At 38.7% G+C, this 15,442-nt stretch carries 19 protein-coding genes; 12 read left to right on the forward strand and 7 right to left on the reverse strand.

What is annotated here, in order from left to right; genetic code table 11:
• Positions 1–8: 8 nt before the first annotated feature.
• The 7 genes from AC6H0A_RS08850 (at position 9) to rseB (ending at position 5,326) form a co-directional block, all read left to right on the forward strand.
• Positions 9–812 (forward strand): glycosyltransferase family A protein, encoded by an 804-nt coding sequence (locus AC6H0A_RS08850; protein WP_005639424.1) that lies wholly within the window; start codon positions 9–11, stop codon positions 810–812.
• Positions 813–815: 3 nt separating this feature from the next.
• Positions 816–2,192 carry a Trk system potassium transporter TrkA gene (trkA, locus tag AC6H0A_RS08855; protein WP_179230961.1) on the forward strand — a complete coding sequence of 459 codons (1,377 nt, stop codon included), beginning with the start codon at positions 816–818 and terminating at the stop codon, positions 2,190–2,192.
• 73 nt (positions 2,193–2,265) lie between these two features.
• Complete coding sequence (gene mscL, locus AC6H0A_RS08860; RefSeq protein ID WP_005630888.1) at positions 2,266–2,652, forward strand: large-conductance mechanosensitive channel protein MscL; 387 nt, start codon at positions 2,266–2,268, stop codon at positions 2,650–2,652.
• Between the two features lie 94 nt (positions 2,653–2,746).
• Positions 2,747–3,004, forward strand: coding sequence for an FAD assembly factor SdhE (locus AC6H0A_RS08865; RefSeq protein WP_044231973.1), 258 nt, complete (start codon positions 2,747–2,749; stop codon positions 3,002–3,004).
• A gap of 108 nt (positions 3,005–3,112) precedes the next feature.
• Complete coding sequence (gene rpoE, locus AC6H0A_RS08870) at positions 3,113–3,691, forward strand: RNA polymerase sigma factor RpoE (RefSeq protein WP_005627595.1); 579 nt, start codon at positions 3,113–3,115, stop codon at positions 3,689–3,691.
• Between the two features lie 17 nt (positions 3,692–3,708).
• Complete coding sequence (locus AC6H0A_RS08875; protein ID WP_005639417.1) at positions 3,709–4,296, forward strand: sigma-E factor negative regulatory protein; 588 nt, start codon at positions 3,709–3,711, stop codon at positions 4,294–4,296.
• An 85-nt stretch (positions 4,297–4,381) separates the two neighbouring features.
• Positions 4,382–5,326: a sigma-E factor regulatory protein RseB gene (gene rseB / locus AC6H0A_RS08880; protein ID WP_005639415.1), complete on the forward strand. Its 945-nt coding sequence runs from the start codon at positions 4,382–4,384 to the stop codon at positions 5,324–5,326.
• A 43-nt stretch (positions 5,327–5,369) separates the two neighbouring features.
• Here rseB and AC6H0A_RS08885 read toward each other — a convergent pair whose 3' ends face one another.
• From AC6H0A_RS08885 to rsmA, 4 genes are all read right to left on the reverse strand, one after another.
• Positions 5,370–6,704 carry an NAD(P)/FAD-dependent oxidoreductase gene (locus AC6H0A_RS08885; protein WP_179230962.1) on the reverse strand — a complete coding sequence of 445 codons (1,335 nt, stop codon included), beginning with the start codon at positions 6,702–6,704 and terminating at the stop codon, positions 5,370–5,372.
• Positions 6,705–6,803: 99 nt separating this feature from the next.
• Positions 6,804–7,427, reverse strand: coding sequence for a glucose-6-phosphate 1-dehydrogenase family protein (locus AC6H0A_RS08890; protein WP_005639410.1), 624 nt, complete (start codon positions 7,425–7,427; stop codon positions 6,804–6,806).
• A gap of 9 nt (positions 7,428–7,436) precedes the next feature.
• Complete coding sequence (apaH, locus tag AC6H0A_RS08895) at positions 7,437–8,264, reverse strand: bis(5'-nucleosyl)-tetraphosphatase (symmetrical) ApaH (protein ID WP_005639409.1); 828 nt, start codon at positions 8,262–8,264, stop codon at positions 7,437–7,439.
• 15 nt (positions 8,265–8,279) lie between these two features.
• Positions 8,280–9,143, reverse strand: coding sequence for a 16S rRNA (adenine(1518)-N(6)/adenine(1519)-N(6))-dimethyltransferase RsmA (gene rsmA, locus AC6H0A_RS08900; RefSeq protein WP_497512625.1), 864 nt, complete (start codon positions 9,141–9,143; stop codon positions 8,280–8,282).
• Positions 9,144–9,348: 205 nt separating this feature from the next.
• Between rsmA and infA the strand changes: the two genes are divergently transcribed.
• The 5 genes from infA (at position 9,349) to rplI (ending at position 11,161) form a co-directional block, all read left to right on the forward strand.
• Positions 9,349–9,567 (forward strand): translation initiation factor IF-1, encoded by a 219-nt coding sequence (gene infA / locus AC6H0A_RS08905; protein WP_005627617.1) that lies wholly within the window; start codon positions 9,349–9,351, stop codon positions 9,565–9,567.
• A 197-nt stretch (positions 9,568–9,764) separates the two neighbouring features.
• Positions 9,765–10,142 carry a 30S ribosomal protein S6 gene (rpsF, locus tag AC6H0A_RS08910; RefSeq protein WP_005627620.1) on the forward strand — a complete coding sequence of 126 codons (378 nt, stop codon included), beginning with the start codon at positions 9,765–9,767 and terminating at the stop codon, positions 10,140–10,142.
• Positions 10,129–10,455, forward strand: coding sequence for a primosomal replication protein N (gene priB, locus AC6H0A_RS08915; RefSeq protein WP_005639404.1), 327 nt, complete (start codon positions 10,129–10,131; stop codon positions 10,453–10,455). The genes rpsF and priB overlap by 14 nt, the downstream gene beginning before the upstream one ends.
• 12 nt (positions 10,456–10,467) lie before the next feature.
• Positions 10,468–10,695: a 30S ribosomal protein S18 gene (gene rpsR, locus AC6H0A_RS08920; protein WP_005598105.1), complete on the forward strand. Its 228-nt coding sequence runs from the start codon at positions 10,468–10,470 to the stop codon at positions 10,693–10,695.
• A gap of 16 nt (positions 10,696–10,711) precedes the next feature.
• Positions 10,712–11,161 carry a 50S ribosomal protein L9 gene (gene rplI / locus AC6H0A_RS08925; RefSeq protein WP_005639401.1) on the forward strand — a complete coding sequence of 150 codons (450 nt, stop codon included), beginning with the start codon at positions 10,712–10,714 and terminating at the stop codon, positions 11,159–11,161.
• A 101-nt stretch (positions 11,162–11,262) separates the two neighbouring features.
• Here rplI and rpoD read toward each other — a convergent pair whose 3' ends face one another.
• From rpoD to rpsU, 3 genes are all read right to left on the reverse strand, one after another.
• Positions 11,263–13,119 (reverse strand): RNA polymerase sigma factor RpoD, encoded by a 1,857-nt coding sequence (gene rpoD, locus AC6H0A_RS08930; protein ID WP_005639398.1) that lies wholly within the window; start codon positions 13,117–13,119, stop codon positions 11,263–11,265.
• Positions 13,120–13,190: 71 nt separating this feature from the next.
• Positions 13,191–14,972, reverse strand: a complete 1,782-nt coding sequence (gene dnaG, locus AC6H0A_RS08935) for a DNA primase (protein ID WP_005639396.1) — start codon at positions 14,970–14,972, stop codon at positions 13,191–13,193.
• A 133-nt stretch (positions 14,973–15,105) separates the two neighbouring features.
• On the reverse strand, positions 15,106–15,321 hold the full coding sequence (gene rpsU / locus AC6H0A_RS08940; RefSeq protein WP_005627632.1) for a 30S ribosomal protein S21: 216 nt from the start codon (positions 15,319–15,321) through the stop codon (positions 15,106–15,108).
• Positions 15,322–15,442: the final 121 nt, after the last annotated feature.

The raw sequence follows: 15,442 nt of genomic DNA on the forward strand, positions 1-15,442 counted from the left end.
AGATAGAAATGTTTTCCAATATTGATGTCATTATTCCTTGCTATAATGCAGAACAAACGCTATCACGCGCATTGCAGTCCGTATTGTCTCAAACTTATTTGGGGAAAATTTGGTTGATTGATGACGGCTCTAAAGATAACACGTTAGTTTTGGCGCGAGAATGGGCAGAGCAGTATCCAGAAAAGATAGTTGTTGAGTCTATGCCGAAAAATAGTGGCGTGGCTAAAGCTCGCAATTGGGGAGCGTTGCAATCAAGTAATGAATTTATTGCTTTTTTAGACGCTGATGATGCTTATGAACAGGGCGCATTAGAAGTTGCGGCTGCGACTTTTCATTTTCAACCAGATACCTCAGTGGTACGTTTAGCATTAAAACCAATTGATTTGCCCGCGCGTTACGCTGAACATCCTAATTTTGAGTTTGCATGGCAATATATGCGGATGACTGGTGGAGGGAATACAGTATTTCGTCGCAATTTTTTCTTGGCATGTGGCGGATTTCCACAAGATAAATTATTTCGTCAATTAGGCGGTGAAGATGGCGCACTAGGTATTGCGACAACTAAGATAGCTAAGGTTGCAACGCTATTTAATAATGTTGGCGTACTTAATTATTGCAGAGATGGAATGCATGCAGAACGGCTATTGGACGCGATTTTATTCCAAAAAGCGCCACAGGAGATTACTGAAGAACAAATGGCGCAGGCTAATGGGGTGACAGATGAAATTTGTCGCCAAATTAACGCATTAAAGTGTGGTCTAAATTCATCTGAAATAGGCATTCGTCCTCTTGTATTAGAACGAACGGAGTAAACGATGAAAATTATTATTTTGGGCGCTGGTCAGGTAGGAACAACGCTTGCCGAGAATTTGGTTAGTGAAGATAACGATATCACACTCGTTGATAATGAGTCTCCACAGTTACAAGCCTTACAAGAAAAGCATGATTTGCGTGTGGTGCAAGGCTCGCCATCATCACCAAAAGTGCTTCGTGATGCAGGTGCGTCCGATGCAGATTTAATGGTTGCCGTAACAGCTTCGGATGAAATTAATATGGTAGCCTGCCAAATGGGCTATACATTATTTAATACACCAACGCGTATTGCCCGTATTCGTAATTCAGAATATTTGCGTGAAAAAGATAAGTTATTCAATGATGAGAATGTACCTATTGATCATTTGATTTCGCCTGAAAATCTTGTGACAGATGAAATTACACGCTTAATTGCTTATCCAGGGGCATTACAAGTTGCCCATTTTGCTAATAATCGTATTAGCATGGTTGTGGTAAGAGCTTATTATGGTGGTACTTTGGTTGGATATGCGCTTTCCGCATTTCGTGAACATATGCCACATATTGATTGTCGTATTATGTCTATTTTGCGTAACGGCAAACCGATTCGTCCGCAGGGTTCTACTATTGTTGAAGCTGGTGATGAAATTACTTTTATTTGTGCAACTGAGCATATAAAAGCTGTAATGAGTGAACTTCAACGCTTAGAAAAACCTTATAAACGAGTAATGATTGTTGGGGGCGGAAATGTTGCCGCTGGCGTTGCGAAATGTTTGGAAAATGTCTGTACTGTAAAATTAATTGAGCGTGATGAAGAACGTGCTAATTTGTTAGCTGAAAAACTTTCAAAAACCTTGGTTTTTTATGGTGATGCGTCTGATCAAAATTTATTGTTTGAAGAGCATATTGAAAATGTCGATGTGTTCCTTTCATTGAGTAGTGATGATGAGGCGAATATTATGTCCGCTTTATTGGCAAAACGTTTGGGTGCCAAGAAGGCAATGGTACTGATTCAACGAATTGCTTATATAAACCTGATTCAAGGTGGAAGTATTGATATTGTCGTTTCACCACAGCAAGCGACAATTTCTGCTTTACTTGGACATGTTCGTAAAGGGGATGTGAAAAATGTGGCTACATTACGACATGGTATTGCTGAAGCCATTGAAATTGTAGCGCATGGTGATGAAAGCACCTCCAATGTGGTCGGGCGTAAAATAGGTGAGTTGCGTTTGCCTATGGGGACAATTATTGGTGCTTTATTGCGTGAGAATGATGTAATTGTTGCTCGACGCCAAGTTGTGATTGAAGAAGACGATCATGTGGTGATTTATTTGAGTGATAAGAAGAATGTGCCTGAAATTGAAAAATTGTTCCAGCCAAGTGCATTCTTCATTTAACGATTTATTTACTTTTAAGAGCGACTCATTATAATAGGCGCTTTTTTATTCAATCTCTAAAGGAAAAATTATTATGAGTTTTATTAAAGAATTTCGCGAATTTGCAATGCGCGGTAATGTTGTAGATATGGCTGTCGGTGTGATTATCGGCGGTGCGTTTGGTAAGATCGTAAGTTCACTTGTTAGTGATATTTTTATGCCTGTGCTTGGCATTTTAACGGGTGGCATTGATTTCAAAGATATGAAATTTGTATTAGCTCAAGCACAAGGCGATGTTCCAGCTGTAACTTTAAACTACGGTGTGTTTATTCAGAATGTGATTGATTTCATTATTATTGCTTTTGCAATCTTTATGATGATTAAGGCACTTAATAAAGTGAGAAAACCAGAAGAGAAAAAAGCTGGCCCTACATCAGAAGATTTGCTCACAGAAATTCGTGATTTATTAAAGAATAAATAATGAGATTGAAAAATAAAGGTTGGTAAATATGCCAACCTTTTTTTATTGTTATTTTTTAGGCTATAATCGCCCCCTAAAATTTAAGGAATTAAAAATGGAAAAATATAATAAACTCCGTATTGAATGGGATTGCCGCCGAGGAATGTTGGAGTTGGATAAAATCATTATGCCTTTTTATTTGAAGCATTTTGATGAATTAACAAATGACAAAAAAGATATATTTATTCGTTTATTAGCAAGTACAGATCTGCAGCTGTTTTCTTGGTTTTTTAATCGTGGTCAATCATCAGATTCAGAAATTCAATCTATGGTGGAATATATCCAAAACGTACAAAAAATCACAACTAATTAAAATTATTAAGATACGTATGAACTTTTTTCACACACTTGTGTCTGAGATTGTAACAAGAGCTTGCTGTCTTGAATATTAAGGCGTGTTAGATATTGGCACAGGAGAAATATGGCTGAACAGCTAACAGATCAGGCTTTGGTAGAAAGAGTGCAGCAAGGGGATAAGAAAGCCTTCAATTTGTTGGTTTCTCGTTATCAGAATAAAGTGGCGGGGCTTTTGACTCGCTATGTATCACGTAACGATATTCCTGATGTGGTGCAAGAATCCTTTATAAAGGCTTATCGCTCAATTGAATCTTTTCGTGGCGAAAGTGCTTTCTATACATGGCTTTATCGAATTGCCGTCAATACGGCAAAAAATTATTTAACGGCTCAAGGGCGTCGTCCACCTAATGAAGATATTTTAGCTGAGGATGCTGAAAATTATGATGTGGGTACGCACTTGCGGGATGTAGATACACCCGAAAATGAAATGTTATCTAGTGAACTTGAACGAATTGTGTTTAGTACGATTCACAGTTTGCCAGAAGATTTAAAAACAGCAATCACCTTGCGAGAGTTAGAAGGTTTAAGCTATGAAGAGATTGCAGAAATTATGGATTGCCCTGTTGGTACTGTTCGTTCTCGTATTTTCCGCGCAAGGGAAATTATTGAGAATAAAATTCAGCCACTGATGCAACGCGAATAAAAATGTCGGAGTTTACTATGCAAAAAGAGCAACTTTCAGCCTATATGGATGGCGAACAAGTCGAGGCTGGCTTGACAGATGCTTTATTGAAAGACGAAGAATTACAAGAATCTTGGCAGGCATTCCATGCTGTACGAGCAGTGATGCGTAAAGAAAGTGATTTGTTTCTAGGGGCTGATTTTACCGCTAAAATGGCAGGTTTAATTGAATCTGAAGAAGTGAAGAAAGTCGATGTCATTGCTGTGTCTCAACCTGAACCAGAAGATGCACATAATTCTGCATTTATGCAAAAATTAAAAGCGTTCTTTGCGCCAATGACGCAAGTTGCGGTTGCTGCTGGTGTATGTTTAGTGGCGGTACTTGGTGTTCAATCTTTCAATAATAAAAACGATGCGTCTAATTTACCTGAGACTCCAGTATTGCAAACCTTGCCATTTAATAATGCGGTTCAAGAGGTGAGCTACAATGCGCCGAGTAAAGATACATTGACATCAGATCAGCTTGAACAAAAAAGTCGCCGTATTGGTGCGATGTTACAGAACTATGAATTACAACGTCGTATGCATGCCGATGCATTAAATGTAAGTAGTAATAGTCAGAAATAATACGATTAGTTCAGTTAGTTTATGTTAATTCACCACCTAATATGTTATTTAGCGTGGTGAATTTTTATCCTTTAAATTTATTTTTATGAAAAAAATCGCGTTAAAATTCACCGCACTTTCTCTTTCTTTGCTATTAAGTAGCATTGCTTCTGCTGAAGAGCTTTCTGCGAAGCAGTCTTTAGATAAAATGACACAAGCATTGGATAATCTCAATTATGAAATTGCTTTTGTTCAAACAACTCCATCAAATATGGATTCCTTTCGCTATCGTCATATTAAGAAAGATAATAAAACTTATGCGCAATTAGTGACGCTTGATGGTCGTCAACAAGAAATTATTCAACGTGATAATTTAGTCAGTTATTTTCAGCCAAATACTCAAGCATTTACGCTTAATAGTGGCAATATCGTCGATGCAATACCGGCCATTGTTCGCTCTGATTTTGATAAACTTTCTTCAGTTTATGATTTTATAAAAATAGGCAAAGATCGAGTGGCTGGGCGTTTTGCTGACACGATCCGTATCGTCCCTAAAGATGATTTCCGATATCAGTATTTAGTGTTTGTCGATGAAGAAAATGGTTTATTATTACGTAGCGATATGCTTGATAGTGAAGGTAAATTACTTGATCAGTTTAGAGTTGTAACGCTTTATATCGACGATAGACTAAGAGGATTAACGGAGTATATTAACAAAGTCTCAATGCCCCCTTTGTTGAAAGAAAGTAAAAATGAACAAAGTTCAGATATAACTTGGTCTGCTGGTTGGGTGCCACAAGGTTTTTCTTTAATTCGGTATACTCAAGAAACATTGGAAAATGAAGTGATAGATAGTGCGCTATATAGCGATGGTTTGTTCACTTTTACGCTATTTGTTTCTAACGCAGGCTCAAATGTTTTGCCGGAAAATACTTGGAAACAAGGGGCATATACAATTTATAGTGAAGTGCGTAGCGGAAAAGAAATTACGTTTATCGGGCAATTGCCCATAGCTGCAGCTAAGCGTATTGTACAAGAAGTTAAATTTTGATAAAAAGTGCGGTGATTTTTCACCGCACTTTTGTTTTTAAAGATTAGTGTAATTTTAATCTTGGTTTTAAATAACGATTAAGTTTATCAACCAAAATAATCAATCCAATTTTAATGCAACCATGCAAAGCGTGTTGATGCATTCTATATAAGGATACATAGGCAAATTGTGCAAATTTACCCTGAACGGTAAGTGGATTTTTTCCAAATTTATTCGAAATACTGCCTAATGCAGTAAAGCTCGAAAGAGAAACCAAGGTACCTTTATCATTATATTTAAATGCTTTTAATGGTTTTTGCTCAAAAAGTGCAAAGATATTTTTTGCACAAGCTTTTGCCATTTGGTGTGCGGCTTGAGCTCTTGGCGGGACTAATTTACCGTTTGGTTGCATTAATGCTGCACAGTCACCAATCGCGAAAATACTGTCATCCACCGTAGTTTGAAGGGTATCTTTTACCACTAATTGATTGATGCGGTTAAGCTCTAACCCATCAAATTGCTGTGTCACCGTTGAGGTACGAACACCCGCCGCCCACACAATAAGATCAGCTTTGATTTCTTCGCCATCTTTGGTGATAAGTGTATTTGGTTGGGCTTCCGTGATCATCGTATTTAATTTCACGTTCGCGCCCATTTCTTGCAATTCGTCTAATACAGCAGCAGATAAATCTTCTGGCAGAGCTGGCAGTAAGCGAGGCCCTGCTTCAACGAGTGTGACTTGTAAACAAGAGTTATCAATCTTGCCATAGCCGTAAGAAGATAAATCTTCCGTGGCATGATAAAGCTCCGCAGTTAATTCTACACCAGTTGCACCTCCGCCAACAATCGCAATATTGACTTTGCTTTCATCCACTAATTTCTGTTTAAATTCTTCTTCACCAATATCATCTAATGCGCGGTTTTCTGAAAATTTAAGGAATAATTCCAACATTCTTTGTTGGAAGCGAAGTGCTTGATCAGAGCTATCTAAGAAAATACAGTTATCGGCCACACCTTTTGTATTGAAATCATTCGATTTACTACCGATCGCAATCACTAAGTAATCATAAGGAATACGACGCGCAACCACGAGCATATCGCCTTCTTGCCCATAAACAGGAGCAAGTTCAACATATTTTTGCTCACGATTAATACGTGTGATTGAACCTTGCTCAAAGCTAAAATAGTGGTTTTTACCGTGTGCACGATAACTCAGAGAATCGGTGCCATCATCCATCACACCTGTGGCAATTTCATGTAATAAGGGTTTCCAGAAGTGGGTCGCATTGCGATCCACAAGCGTCACTTTAGCCTGTTTTTTGCGACCTAATTTATCGCCTAAAAATGTCGCTAACTCTATGCCGCCGGCGCCACCGCCAACGATCACGACGTTTTTCATAAAGTACTCCTAAAAGCAAAATTGTTAAAAATGTTAAACTAATGTAATGATAGCATAACAAATAAAAAGACGAAAAAATTTAATGGAAATGACCGCACTTTATTGATGGCAGCGATCGTAAAGCGGTTGTAACTGTTGAATGGTTTGGGTGATAAATGAAACTGGGTCGATTTGATGAAGTTCAGCTTTTTCAATGCTTTTTCCAATGCACCAAAAATCTTCATCTGAACGTAAGAGGAGATCTTTTTCAGAAATGTCCTTCACTTGGCGAAAATCATCATATTCGCTTTCATCTTCTCGCCAAATATCAAAATCAGCAAATTGTTTGAAATCAAATTGCTCAAACCACTGATTATATTGTTGCACATTAATTTGTGAGCGATCTGCACGATAGCAATGCCAATCTAAGCACACTCTTAATCGACGACGATTTAATAGTACGGAAAAGATTGCTGCAGAATTTTGATTAAACTCGTATTTAAAATAAGCGAAGAAATGCGCACGTACCTGCCAACCATTGGTCCAACTTTCAATATGCGGTTTCGCAAAAGGTGTGCCAAGCTGCTTTGCCACTTCTTGAATAATCGCTTTCCAGTTATCCCAATGTAATTTGTAATCCGCTTTAATCGCCAGAATATCTTCCGGGCAGAATTTTTTCATTTGGGCAAATTGGTAGAAAGGAATATTGAACAGTTCACAAGATTCAGCCGTAAGAGAGAGCATAGCATTTCCTTAAAAATCACTGTAATTTTTGACCGCACTTTGTGTGAAGCATTGTTTGTCTTCCCAGCGCAACATAGTCATTCGATTATTCCATACACAACCAGTATCTAGGGCATAAATACCTTGTGGAGTGGGCTCATCGACTAAACTTGCCCAATGCCCAAAGACAATGGAAATTTGTTTATAAAGTGGATTATCTAAATTAAACCAAGGCGTGAGTTCCGCTGGTGCATCTTTTAAAGGGGATTTACAAGCAAAATCAAAGCGATGATCTAAATAGCAAAAACGCATTCGAGTGAAAGCATTAATAATGTAACGATAACGCGCTAAGCCTTGTAAATCTGGCGACCAGCGAGTAGGCTGTTCAGAATACATATTTTCAATGAGATAATGAAAATCGCCGTGCTGTAAAATCTGTTCAACTTCAGCTGCACAAGATTTCGCAGTTTTCAAATCCCAATCAGGCGAAATACCAGCATGCGCCATCAGAAAGTTTAATTCTTCATTATGCACAAGTAATGGTTGATGGCGTAACCAATGAATCAGCTCATCAAAATCGGGTGCATTAAAAATAGCATCGACATGATCACGAGGTTTCACTTTTTTAATACCCAGTGCGGTCGCAATTAAGTGTAAATCGTGATTCCCTAGTACGGTTTGCGCTGCATTTCCAAAGGATTTAACAAAACGAAGACATTCAAGTGACTTATCCCCACGCGCGACAAGATCCCCCACAAGATAAAGTTTATCTTGCGTAGGATTGAAATCTACACGCTCTAATAAAAGCTGTAATTCATCATAACAGCCTTGTAAATCACCGACGAAATAGGTTGCCATTTTTGACCGCTCTTTTTACTCTTCTGAATCTAAGATTTCATCTTTATTAATATCAGCTGGAGGATTATCCGCTAACCAGTTTGCTAAACGTGCATAATCTGCGATAGCCAAATTTTCTGCACGTGCATTTAAATCAATACCAAGTACGGTCAGATTTTCAGGTGAAAATAGTGTTGAAAGTGCATTGCGCAGTGTTTTTCGACGTTGATTAAACGCTTGGGAGCAAACACGGTTCAACCAATATAAATCTTTTACAGGATGCGGCAATTCTTTATGCGGAATTAAACGCACAACAGCTGAATCCACTTTCGGTGCAGGTTTAAATGCAGAAGGTCGGACTTCAAGCACAGGCATCACTTGACAGAAGTATTGCGCCATAATAGTTAAACGACCGTAAGCTTTGCTATTTGGCCCAGCACATAAGCGTTTTACCACTTCTTTTTGTAACATGAAGTGCATGTCTTGAATCACATCATGATACTTAAACAAGTGGAACATCAATGGAGTAGAAATGTTGTAAGGCAAGTTACCAAATACACGCAATTTTTGCCCTTTTTCTGCCAAATTTTCTTTTGTATAAAGCGCACCAAAATCAAATTGCATGGCATCCGTTTCAATAACGGTGAGCTTTTGATGTAAAAATGGATGGTGACGTAAACGTTCTGCAAGGTCTCGGTCAAGCTCTACCACAGTCAGATGCTCGACAAGTTCACCAACAGGCTCTGTTAATGCGCCAAGTCCCGGACCAATTTCCACTAAGAATTGATTGGGTTGTGGGTAAATCGCCGCCACGATACCTTGAATCACGGAAGTATCATGTAAAAAGTTTTGCCCAAAGCGTTTACGCGCCGTATGGCCTAAGTGTTTTTTTGAATTCATAAGTATTATTTAATAAGAAAAGTGCGGTTATTATAGGGCTTGTTTTGGCTTTGTAAATCATTGTTAACTTATGCCAAGTTGAGTTTTTTGTGAACAATATTATTTTTTCTTTCGTAGAAAGCTAAAAACGGCTATAATCCGCCCGTTTTTCTTAACTTTTCCGCCTAAAGTGCGGATAAAAAATCGATTATTTTTAGAGGATACAATGGCGAAAGAAGATTGCATTGAGATGCAAGGCACAATTTTAGAGACTTTACCGAATACTATGTTCCGCGTGGAGTTGGAAAACGGTCACGTGGTTACTGCGCATATTTCTGGAAAAATGCGTAAAAACTATATCCGTATTTTGACTGGGGATAAGGTGACTGTAGAAATGACCCCTTATGATTTAAGTAAAGGTCGTATTATTTTCCGCAGTCGTTAATCACTGAAGATTTGAGATAGGCCGATATTATTACAATATCGGCCTTCTTTTTGGTCAAAAAGAACTCAAACGGGTTGCGGAACGTAAAAAAATCGGTATAATCCGCAACCCTTAGCCACATTGAATTTTTCGTTCCTTGCCTTTGCAGATTGGTGGCTGATCTACGTCAAAGGCTGATTAACCCGTAAGGAGCAGTAATGCGTCACTACGAAATCGTGTTTATGGTTCATCCGGACCAAAGCGAGCAAGTACCAGGTATGATCGAACGTTACACCGGTTCTGTAAAAGAAGCTGGTGGTCAAGTTCATCGCCTAGAAGATTGGGGTCGTCGCCAATTAGCGTACCCAATTAATAAATTACACAAAGCACACTACGTGCTTATGAATGTAGAAGCGCCTCAACAAGTCATCGACGAGCTAGAAACGACTTTCCGTTATAACGATGCTGTATTACGCAGTCTTGTTATCCATACTAAGCACGCCGTAACAGAAGCGTCCCCAATGAAAGCGGCTAAAGAAGAACGTAAACCTTTAGCTGAAGTTGAAAACAACGATTTTGAGGATGCTGAAGAGTAATTTGAAAATTGATAATCGTTTTTCGGTTATGGGAGTCGTTTCTCAGTTACCAAAGCGATTAAAAAGCCCTAGTGGAATTGAGCATTGCAAGTTTTTGTTAGAACATCGTTCTGATCAGATTGAAAGTGGTTTCACACGTCAAGCTTGGTTAAAGATGCCAGTTCAAATTAGTGGTAATCAATTGATAGAAAAAACTCAAAGCATTACGGTCGGTAGTAAAATTTTGGTGGTGGGATTTATTACATCACATAAAACCCAAAGTGGGTTATGCCAATTAGTTTTACATGCCGAGCAAATCGAATTTATAGATTAGGAGACTAGCCAAATGGCACGTTATTTCCGTCGTCGTAAGTTCTGCCGTTTCACAGCGGAAAATGTTGTTGAAATCGATTACAAAGATATCGCTACATTAAAGAACTATATTTCAGAAAGCGGCAAAATTGTACCTAGCCGTATTACCGGTACTCGTGCGAAGTACCAACGTCAATTAGCTCGTGCAATCAAACGCGCTCGCTATTTAGCGTTACTTCCATACACTGACAATCATCAGTAATTAAGGAGATACGGTAATGCAAGTAATTCTTTTAGATAAAATTGTTCACTTAGGTCAAGTGGGCGATCAAGTAAATGTTAAATCAGGTTTTGCACGTAACTTCTTAATCCCACAAGGTAAAGCAGTTATGGCAACTAAAGCTAACATTGAACACTTTGAAGCACGTCGTGCAGAATTAGAAGCGGCAGCAGCAGCAAATCTTGCAGCGGCTCAAGCTCGTGCAGCAGAAGTTACTGCATTAGGTTCTGTGACTATCGCATCTAAAGCAGGTGATGAAGGTCGTTTATTCGGCGCAATCACTACTCGTGATGTGGCAGAAGCAGTAACTGCAGCAGGCGTTAAAATTGTGAAAAGTGAAGTTCGTTTACCAAACGGTCCAATCCGTACTCTTGGTGACCACGATGTTCGTTTCCAACTTCACGGTGAAGTATTTGCAACATTAGATGTAATCGTTGTTGCAGAATAATTTGTCAGATAGGCAAAATAAAACCCGGTCTTAGATCGGGTTTTTTATTATTAGTTTAACGTAATAAAAAAGGAGCTATAGCTCCTTTTTATTTGTAACTTTTAGTCGTCAAGGAAACTTCTTAATGTTTCTGATCGGCTAGGATGACGTAATTTACGTAACGCTTTTGCTTCAATTTGACGAATACGTTCGCGTGTAACGTCGAATTGTTTACCCACTTCTTCAAGCGTATGGTCGGTATTCATATCGATACCAAAACGCATGCGCAATACTTTTGCTTCTCGTGGTGTTAGGCCTTCAAGAACTTCATGGGTTGCGACTCTTAAACTTTGTGCTGTTGCAGAATCTAAAGGAAGTTCTAAGGTTGAATCTTCAATAAAATCACCTAAATGTGAGTCATCGTCATCACCGATAGGCGCGTCCATAGAAATTGGCTCTTTTGCAATTTTTAATACTTTACGGATTTTATCTTCCGGCATTCCCATACGCTCAGCTAATTCTTCTGGTATTGCTTCTCGTCCCATTTCTTGTAATAACTGGCGAGAAATGCGGTTAAGTTTATTGATTGTTTCAATCATGTGTACTGGAATACGGATTGTACGAGCTTGATCCGCAATAGAGCGTGTAATGGCTTGTCGAATCCACCAAGTCGCATATGTAGAGAATTTATAACCACGGCGATACTCAAATTTATCTACCGCTTTCATTAAGCCGATATTCCCTTCTTGAATTAAGTCTAGGAATTGTAAACCGCGATTCGTGTATTTTTTCGCGATGGAAATTACTAAACGCAAGTTAGCTTCTACCATTTCTTTTTTTGCACGACGAGCTTTTTGTTCACCTCGGGCGACTGCATCACAAATATCGCGCATTTGGGTAATGGTAAGTTTCGTATTTTCTTCAATACCAGCTAAGTTACTTAATGCTTCTAGGATACGTTCTTCATATTTTGGTAAGCGTTTTGCCCATGGCTTACTGGATTTTAAGGCTTTTTGTACCCACTCAGTATTGCTGCCATTAGTAGTAATGAGTTTTTCAAAATCATCTTTTGGCATTCCTGCAATATCAACTAATATTTTTTGCAATTGACGTTCTTCGTAGCGTACACGTTTCATCATTTCTTTCATTGACAAAACGAGTAAATCGAATTGTTTTGGTACTAAGCGGAATTGTTTAAAGATTTCACCAAGCTGTGCGATTTGATTCTGGGCACGTTTTCCTGAGCGACCATGTTTTTCAATAACAGTAAGCGTTTTTGTGTGCTGATCTTTTAACTGTTGGAATTTTTCTCTCGCGACCTCTGGATCGATGCTATTATCAGATTCGCTTTCGTCTTCATCTTCATTGTTTTCAACATCCGCACTTTCTGATTTTTCTCCGTCTTCAGAAAAGCTTTCATCAATGACATTATGTTCTTCTATTTCGGCATTTGGATCGACAAAACCTGTAATTAAGTCAGCTAAACGGAAGTTTCCTTTTTCCACATCATCATAATTTTTTAGCAACCCATTTAAAGCTTCAGGATATGCGGCAATGGATGTTTGAACTTCATCAATTCCTTCTTCAATACGTTTTGCAATGCTGATTTCATCTTCACGAGTGAGAAGATCAACCGTCCCCATTTCGCGCATATACATACGGACAGGATCGGTTGTTCGACCGATTTCAGATTCTACATTTGAAAGAATTTGGGTTGCCTCTTCTACCGCATCTTCATCCGGAATGGTGTCATTCAACATCATCTCATCACTTTCAGGGGCTTCGTCCAAAACCGGAATCCCTGCATCATTTTGTAGCGTTTGTAGCAACTTATCGTAATATTCAGGGTCGATGACATCTTCTGGTAATAAATCATTAATTTCTGCATAGGTTAAATAACCTTGAGTGCGACCTAATTCCATCAGTTGTTCAATTTGTTCTGAATATTGTTCAGCTGTAGATTGTTGATTTTTTTCCATTTTTATATCCGTTTTGCTTGATGTGATAGTAGCAATATAATTCTTGTTACGAACTTAGAATTTTATCATTGTTATTGTGGATTAACTAACTGTTTTTTCTGCTGTTCTTTACCTGCCAAAAGGTGAACAAGCACTGTTTTTTCATCGTTAGTAAGGCCTTCTGCTCGTTCTTTAGCAATAAGCATTTCAATGTCTCGCTCAATGGCTTGAATATTTAAGCGACGATAATTTTGTGAAAATGCATTGATCATTTCTGTTTCGTCTAATAAATGATCCCAAGTTGCCAGTATTTCAAGGGGATTGCTGTAAGGCGTATCACGGAAGTGCTCTAAAATCTGTCCTGTCGTAATACCTTTTTGTTGGCGACAAAGTGCGGTCAATTTTTCCAGAATTTCAAAGCCAGCTTCTGCACGTAATGCTTGCACGCCACTTTCAGATATTCTTTTCACTAATTCAGGGTTTTGCAGAAGCAATGAAATGACCATTCGCATTGGTGTCTTCTTGATCTTATTATTAGCAACTTTTTGTTGTGTATTGGCGTGTTCTAATTGTTTTGGAATAAGATTTTCTAGCTGCGTTTGATCAAAAATTCCTAGCTTTTGAGCCAACATATTGCGCAGCGATAAGCGAAGCATTTCTCCTGGAATTTGGCGAATTAACGGTGCAGCCAGAGCAACTAATTTTCCGCGCCCTTCTTTGCTAGAAAAATCAACTTGTGGACTTAAGTGAGCAAACATAAACTCACTTAAAGATTGTGCACTTTCGATATATTCTTCAAATTTTTCTTTGCCATATTGGCGAATGTAGGTATCAGGATCTTCTCCATCAGGCAAGAAAATAAATTTGAGTTGTCTGCCATCTTCTAAATAAGGCAACGCATTTTCTAATGCTCGCCAAGCCGCATCACGGCCTGCGCGGTCACCATCGTAACAACAAACAACTTGCTCAGTCGAACGAAAAATAAGTTGAATTTGTTCTGATGTAGTGGATGTACCTAAAGAAGCGACCGCATAATCCACGCCAAATTGTGCTAATGCGACCACATCCATATAACCTTCAACAACAAGTAATTGTTTTGGTTTATCGTTGGCTTGTAAGGCTTCGTACAAACCATAAAGCTCGTTACCTTTATGATAAGTAATGGTTTCTGGCGAATTCAGATATTTCGGCTTTTCATCCGTTAATACTCGACCACCAAAAGCTACTGTGCGACCACGTTTATCGCGAATTGGAAACATAATGCGATTTCGGAATTTATCGTAAATATTGCCACGATCATTTCGAGAAAGCATACCTAGCTCAATGAGTTTTTGTTGTTCTTCACGATTAACACCAAATTTACGCAGTACCGTATCCATTGCATTCGGTACAAACCCAATTTGGAAACGCTCAATAATTTCAGTCGAAAGCCCACGTTGTTGTAAATATTCTTGCGCTTGCGTATTTAATGACAATTGGCTTTGATAAAACTTGGCAATCTCTTGCATTAATTCATAGAGATTTCGTTTGGTTTGATAATTAGCTTGAGGTTTCCCGCTGTTATTAGCGCGTTTTTCGTAAGGTACTTCAAGCCCTGCCATCGCTGCAAGTTCTTCAATAGCCTCTACAAATTCAAGTTTGTCATAATCCATTAAAAAGGAAATGGCATTACCGTGTGCGCCACAGCCGAAGCAATGGTAAAACTGTTTCTTTTGACTAACCGTGAAGGATGGTGTTTTTTCGTGATGGAAAGGACAGCAGGCTTGATAATCACGGCCGGCTTTTTTTAGTTTTACGCGCGTGTTAATCACATCGACAATATCGGACTTTGTCAGCAAATCATCAATAAAGGGGCGTGGAATAGAACCTTTCATTGTCGAGCCTCCGTGATTGTGGTGTGAAAGTGCGGTCGTTTTTGGCGTAGATTTTTGTTTGGCTTAAAGTAACAAAACCGTGAGTCCAAAGGATTCACGGTTTGTCTTAACTCGAGTCAGAAAATACTATAAATTAGTATAAACGGGTATTGCGCGCGTTTTCGCGAGCGTTGCGTTTTGCGTGACGTTTTGCAAGTGTTGCATTTTCACGTTTACGAATTGTAGTTGGTTTTTCGTAAAATTCGCGAGCGCGTACTTCAGCTAAGATTCCCGCTTTTTCGCAAGAGCGTTTGAAACGACGTAAAGCTACGTCAAATGATTCGTTTTCACGTACTTTAATTACAGGCATAAGCCAATCACCTCAATGAGTTTAATTTAATTGCAATTTAAAATTTTATTTTCACCAAAGCACCATTGTGCAAATGGTAAATTTAATAAAGGACGCAATTCTAATCTACTTTTAGGAAAAA

Source organism: Haemophilus sp. THUN1692 (assembly GCF_059704395.1).

Excerpts from the sequence above, each read along its gene's own strand:
- AC6H0A_RS08850 (WP_005639424.1), top strand. The coding sequence starts at position 9 with ATGTTTTCCAATATTGATGTCATTATTCCTTGCTATAATGCAGAACAA.
- trkA (WP_179230961.1), top strand. The coding sequence starts at position 816 with ATGAAAATTATTATTTTGGGCGCTGGTCAGGTAGGAACAACGCTTGCC.
- mscL (WP_005630888.1), top strand. The coding sequence starts at position 2,266 with ATGAGTTTTATTAAAGAATTTCGCGAATTTGCAATGCGCGGTAATGTT.
- AC6H0A_RS08865 (WP_044231973.1), top strand. The coding sequence starts at position 2,747 with ATGGAAAAATATAATAAACTCCGTATTGAATGGGATTGCCGCCGAGGA.
- rpoE (WP_005627595.1), top strand. The coding sequence starts at position 3,113 with ATGGCTGAACAGCTAACAGATCAGGCTTTGGTAGAAAGAGTGCAGCAA.
- AC6H0A_RS08875 (WP_005639417.1), top strand. The coding sequence starts at position 3,709 with ATGCAAAAAGAGCAACTTTCAGCCTATATGGATGGCGAACAAGTCGAG.
- rseB (WP_005639415.1), top strand. The coding sequence starts at position 4,382 with ATGAAAAAAATCGCGTTAAAATTCACCGCACTTTCTCTTTCTTTGCTA.
- AC6H0A_RS08885 (WP_179230962.1), bottom strand. The coding sequence starts at position 6,704 with ATGAAAAACGTCGTGATCGTTGGCGGTGGCGCCGGCGGCATAGAGTTA.
- AC6H0A_RS08890 (WP_005639410.1), bottom strand. The coding sequence starts at position 7,427 with ATGCTCTCTCTTACGGCTGAATCTTGTGAACTGTTCAATATTCCTTTC.
- apaH (WP_005639409.1), bottom strand. The coding sequence starts at position 8,264 with ATGGCAACCTATTTCGTCGGTGATTTACAAGGCTGTTATGATGAATTA.
- rsmA (WP_497512625.1), bottom strand. The coding sequence starts at position 9,143 with ATGAATTCAAAAAAACACTTAGGCCATACGGCGCGTAAACGCTTTGGG.
- infA (WP_005627617.1), top strand. The coding sequence starts at position 9,349 with ATGGCGAAAGAAGATTGCATTGAGATGCAAGGCACAATTTTAGAGACT.
- rpsF (WP_005627620.1), top strand. The coding sequence starts at position 9,765 with ATGCGTCACTACGAAATCGTGTTTATGGTTCATCCGGACCAAAGCGAG.
- priB (WP_005639404.1), top strand. The coding sequence starts at position 10,129 with ATGCTGAAGAGTAATTTGAAAATTGATAATCGTTTTTCGGTTATGGGA.
- rpsR (WP_005598105.1), top strand. The coding sequence starts at position 10,468 with ATGGCACGTTATTTCCGTCGTCGTAAGTTCTGCCGTTTCACAGCGGAA.
- rplI (WP_005639401.1), top strand. The coding sequence starts at position 10,712 with ATGCAAGTAATTCTTTTAGATAAAATTGTTCACTTAGGTCAAGTGGGC.
- rpoD (WP_005639398.1), bottom strand. The coding sequence starts at position 13,119 with ATGGAAAAAAATCAACAATCTACAGCTGAACAATATTCAGAACAAATT.
- dnaG (WP_005639396.1), bottom strand. The coding sequence starts at position 14,972 with ATGAAAGGTTCTATTCCACGCCCCTTTATTGATGATTTGCTGACAAAG.
- rpsU (WP_005627632.1), bottom strand. The coding sequence starts at position 15,321 with ATGCCTGTAATTAAAGTACGTGAAAACGAATCATTTGACGTAGCTTTA.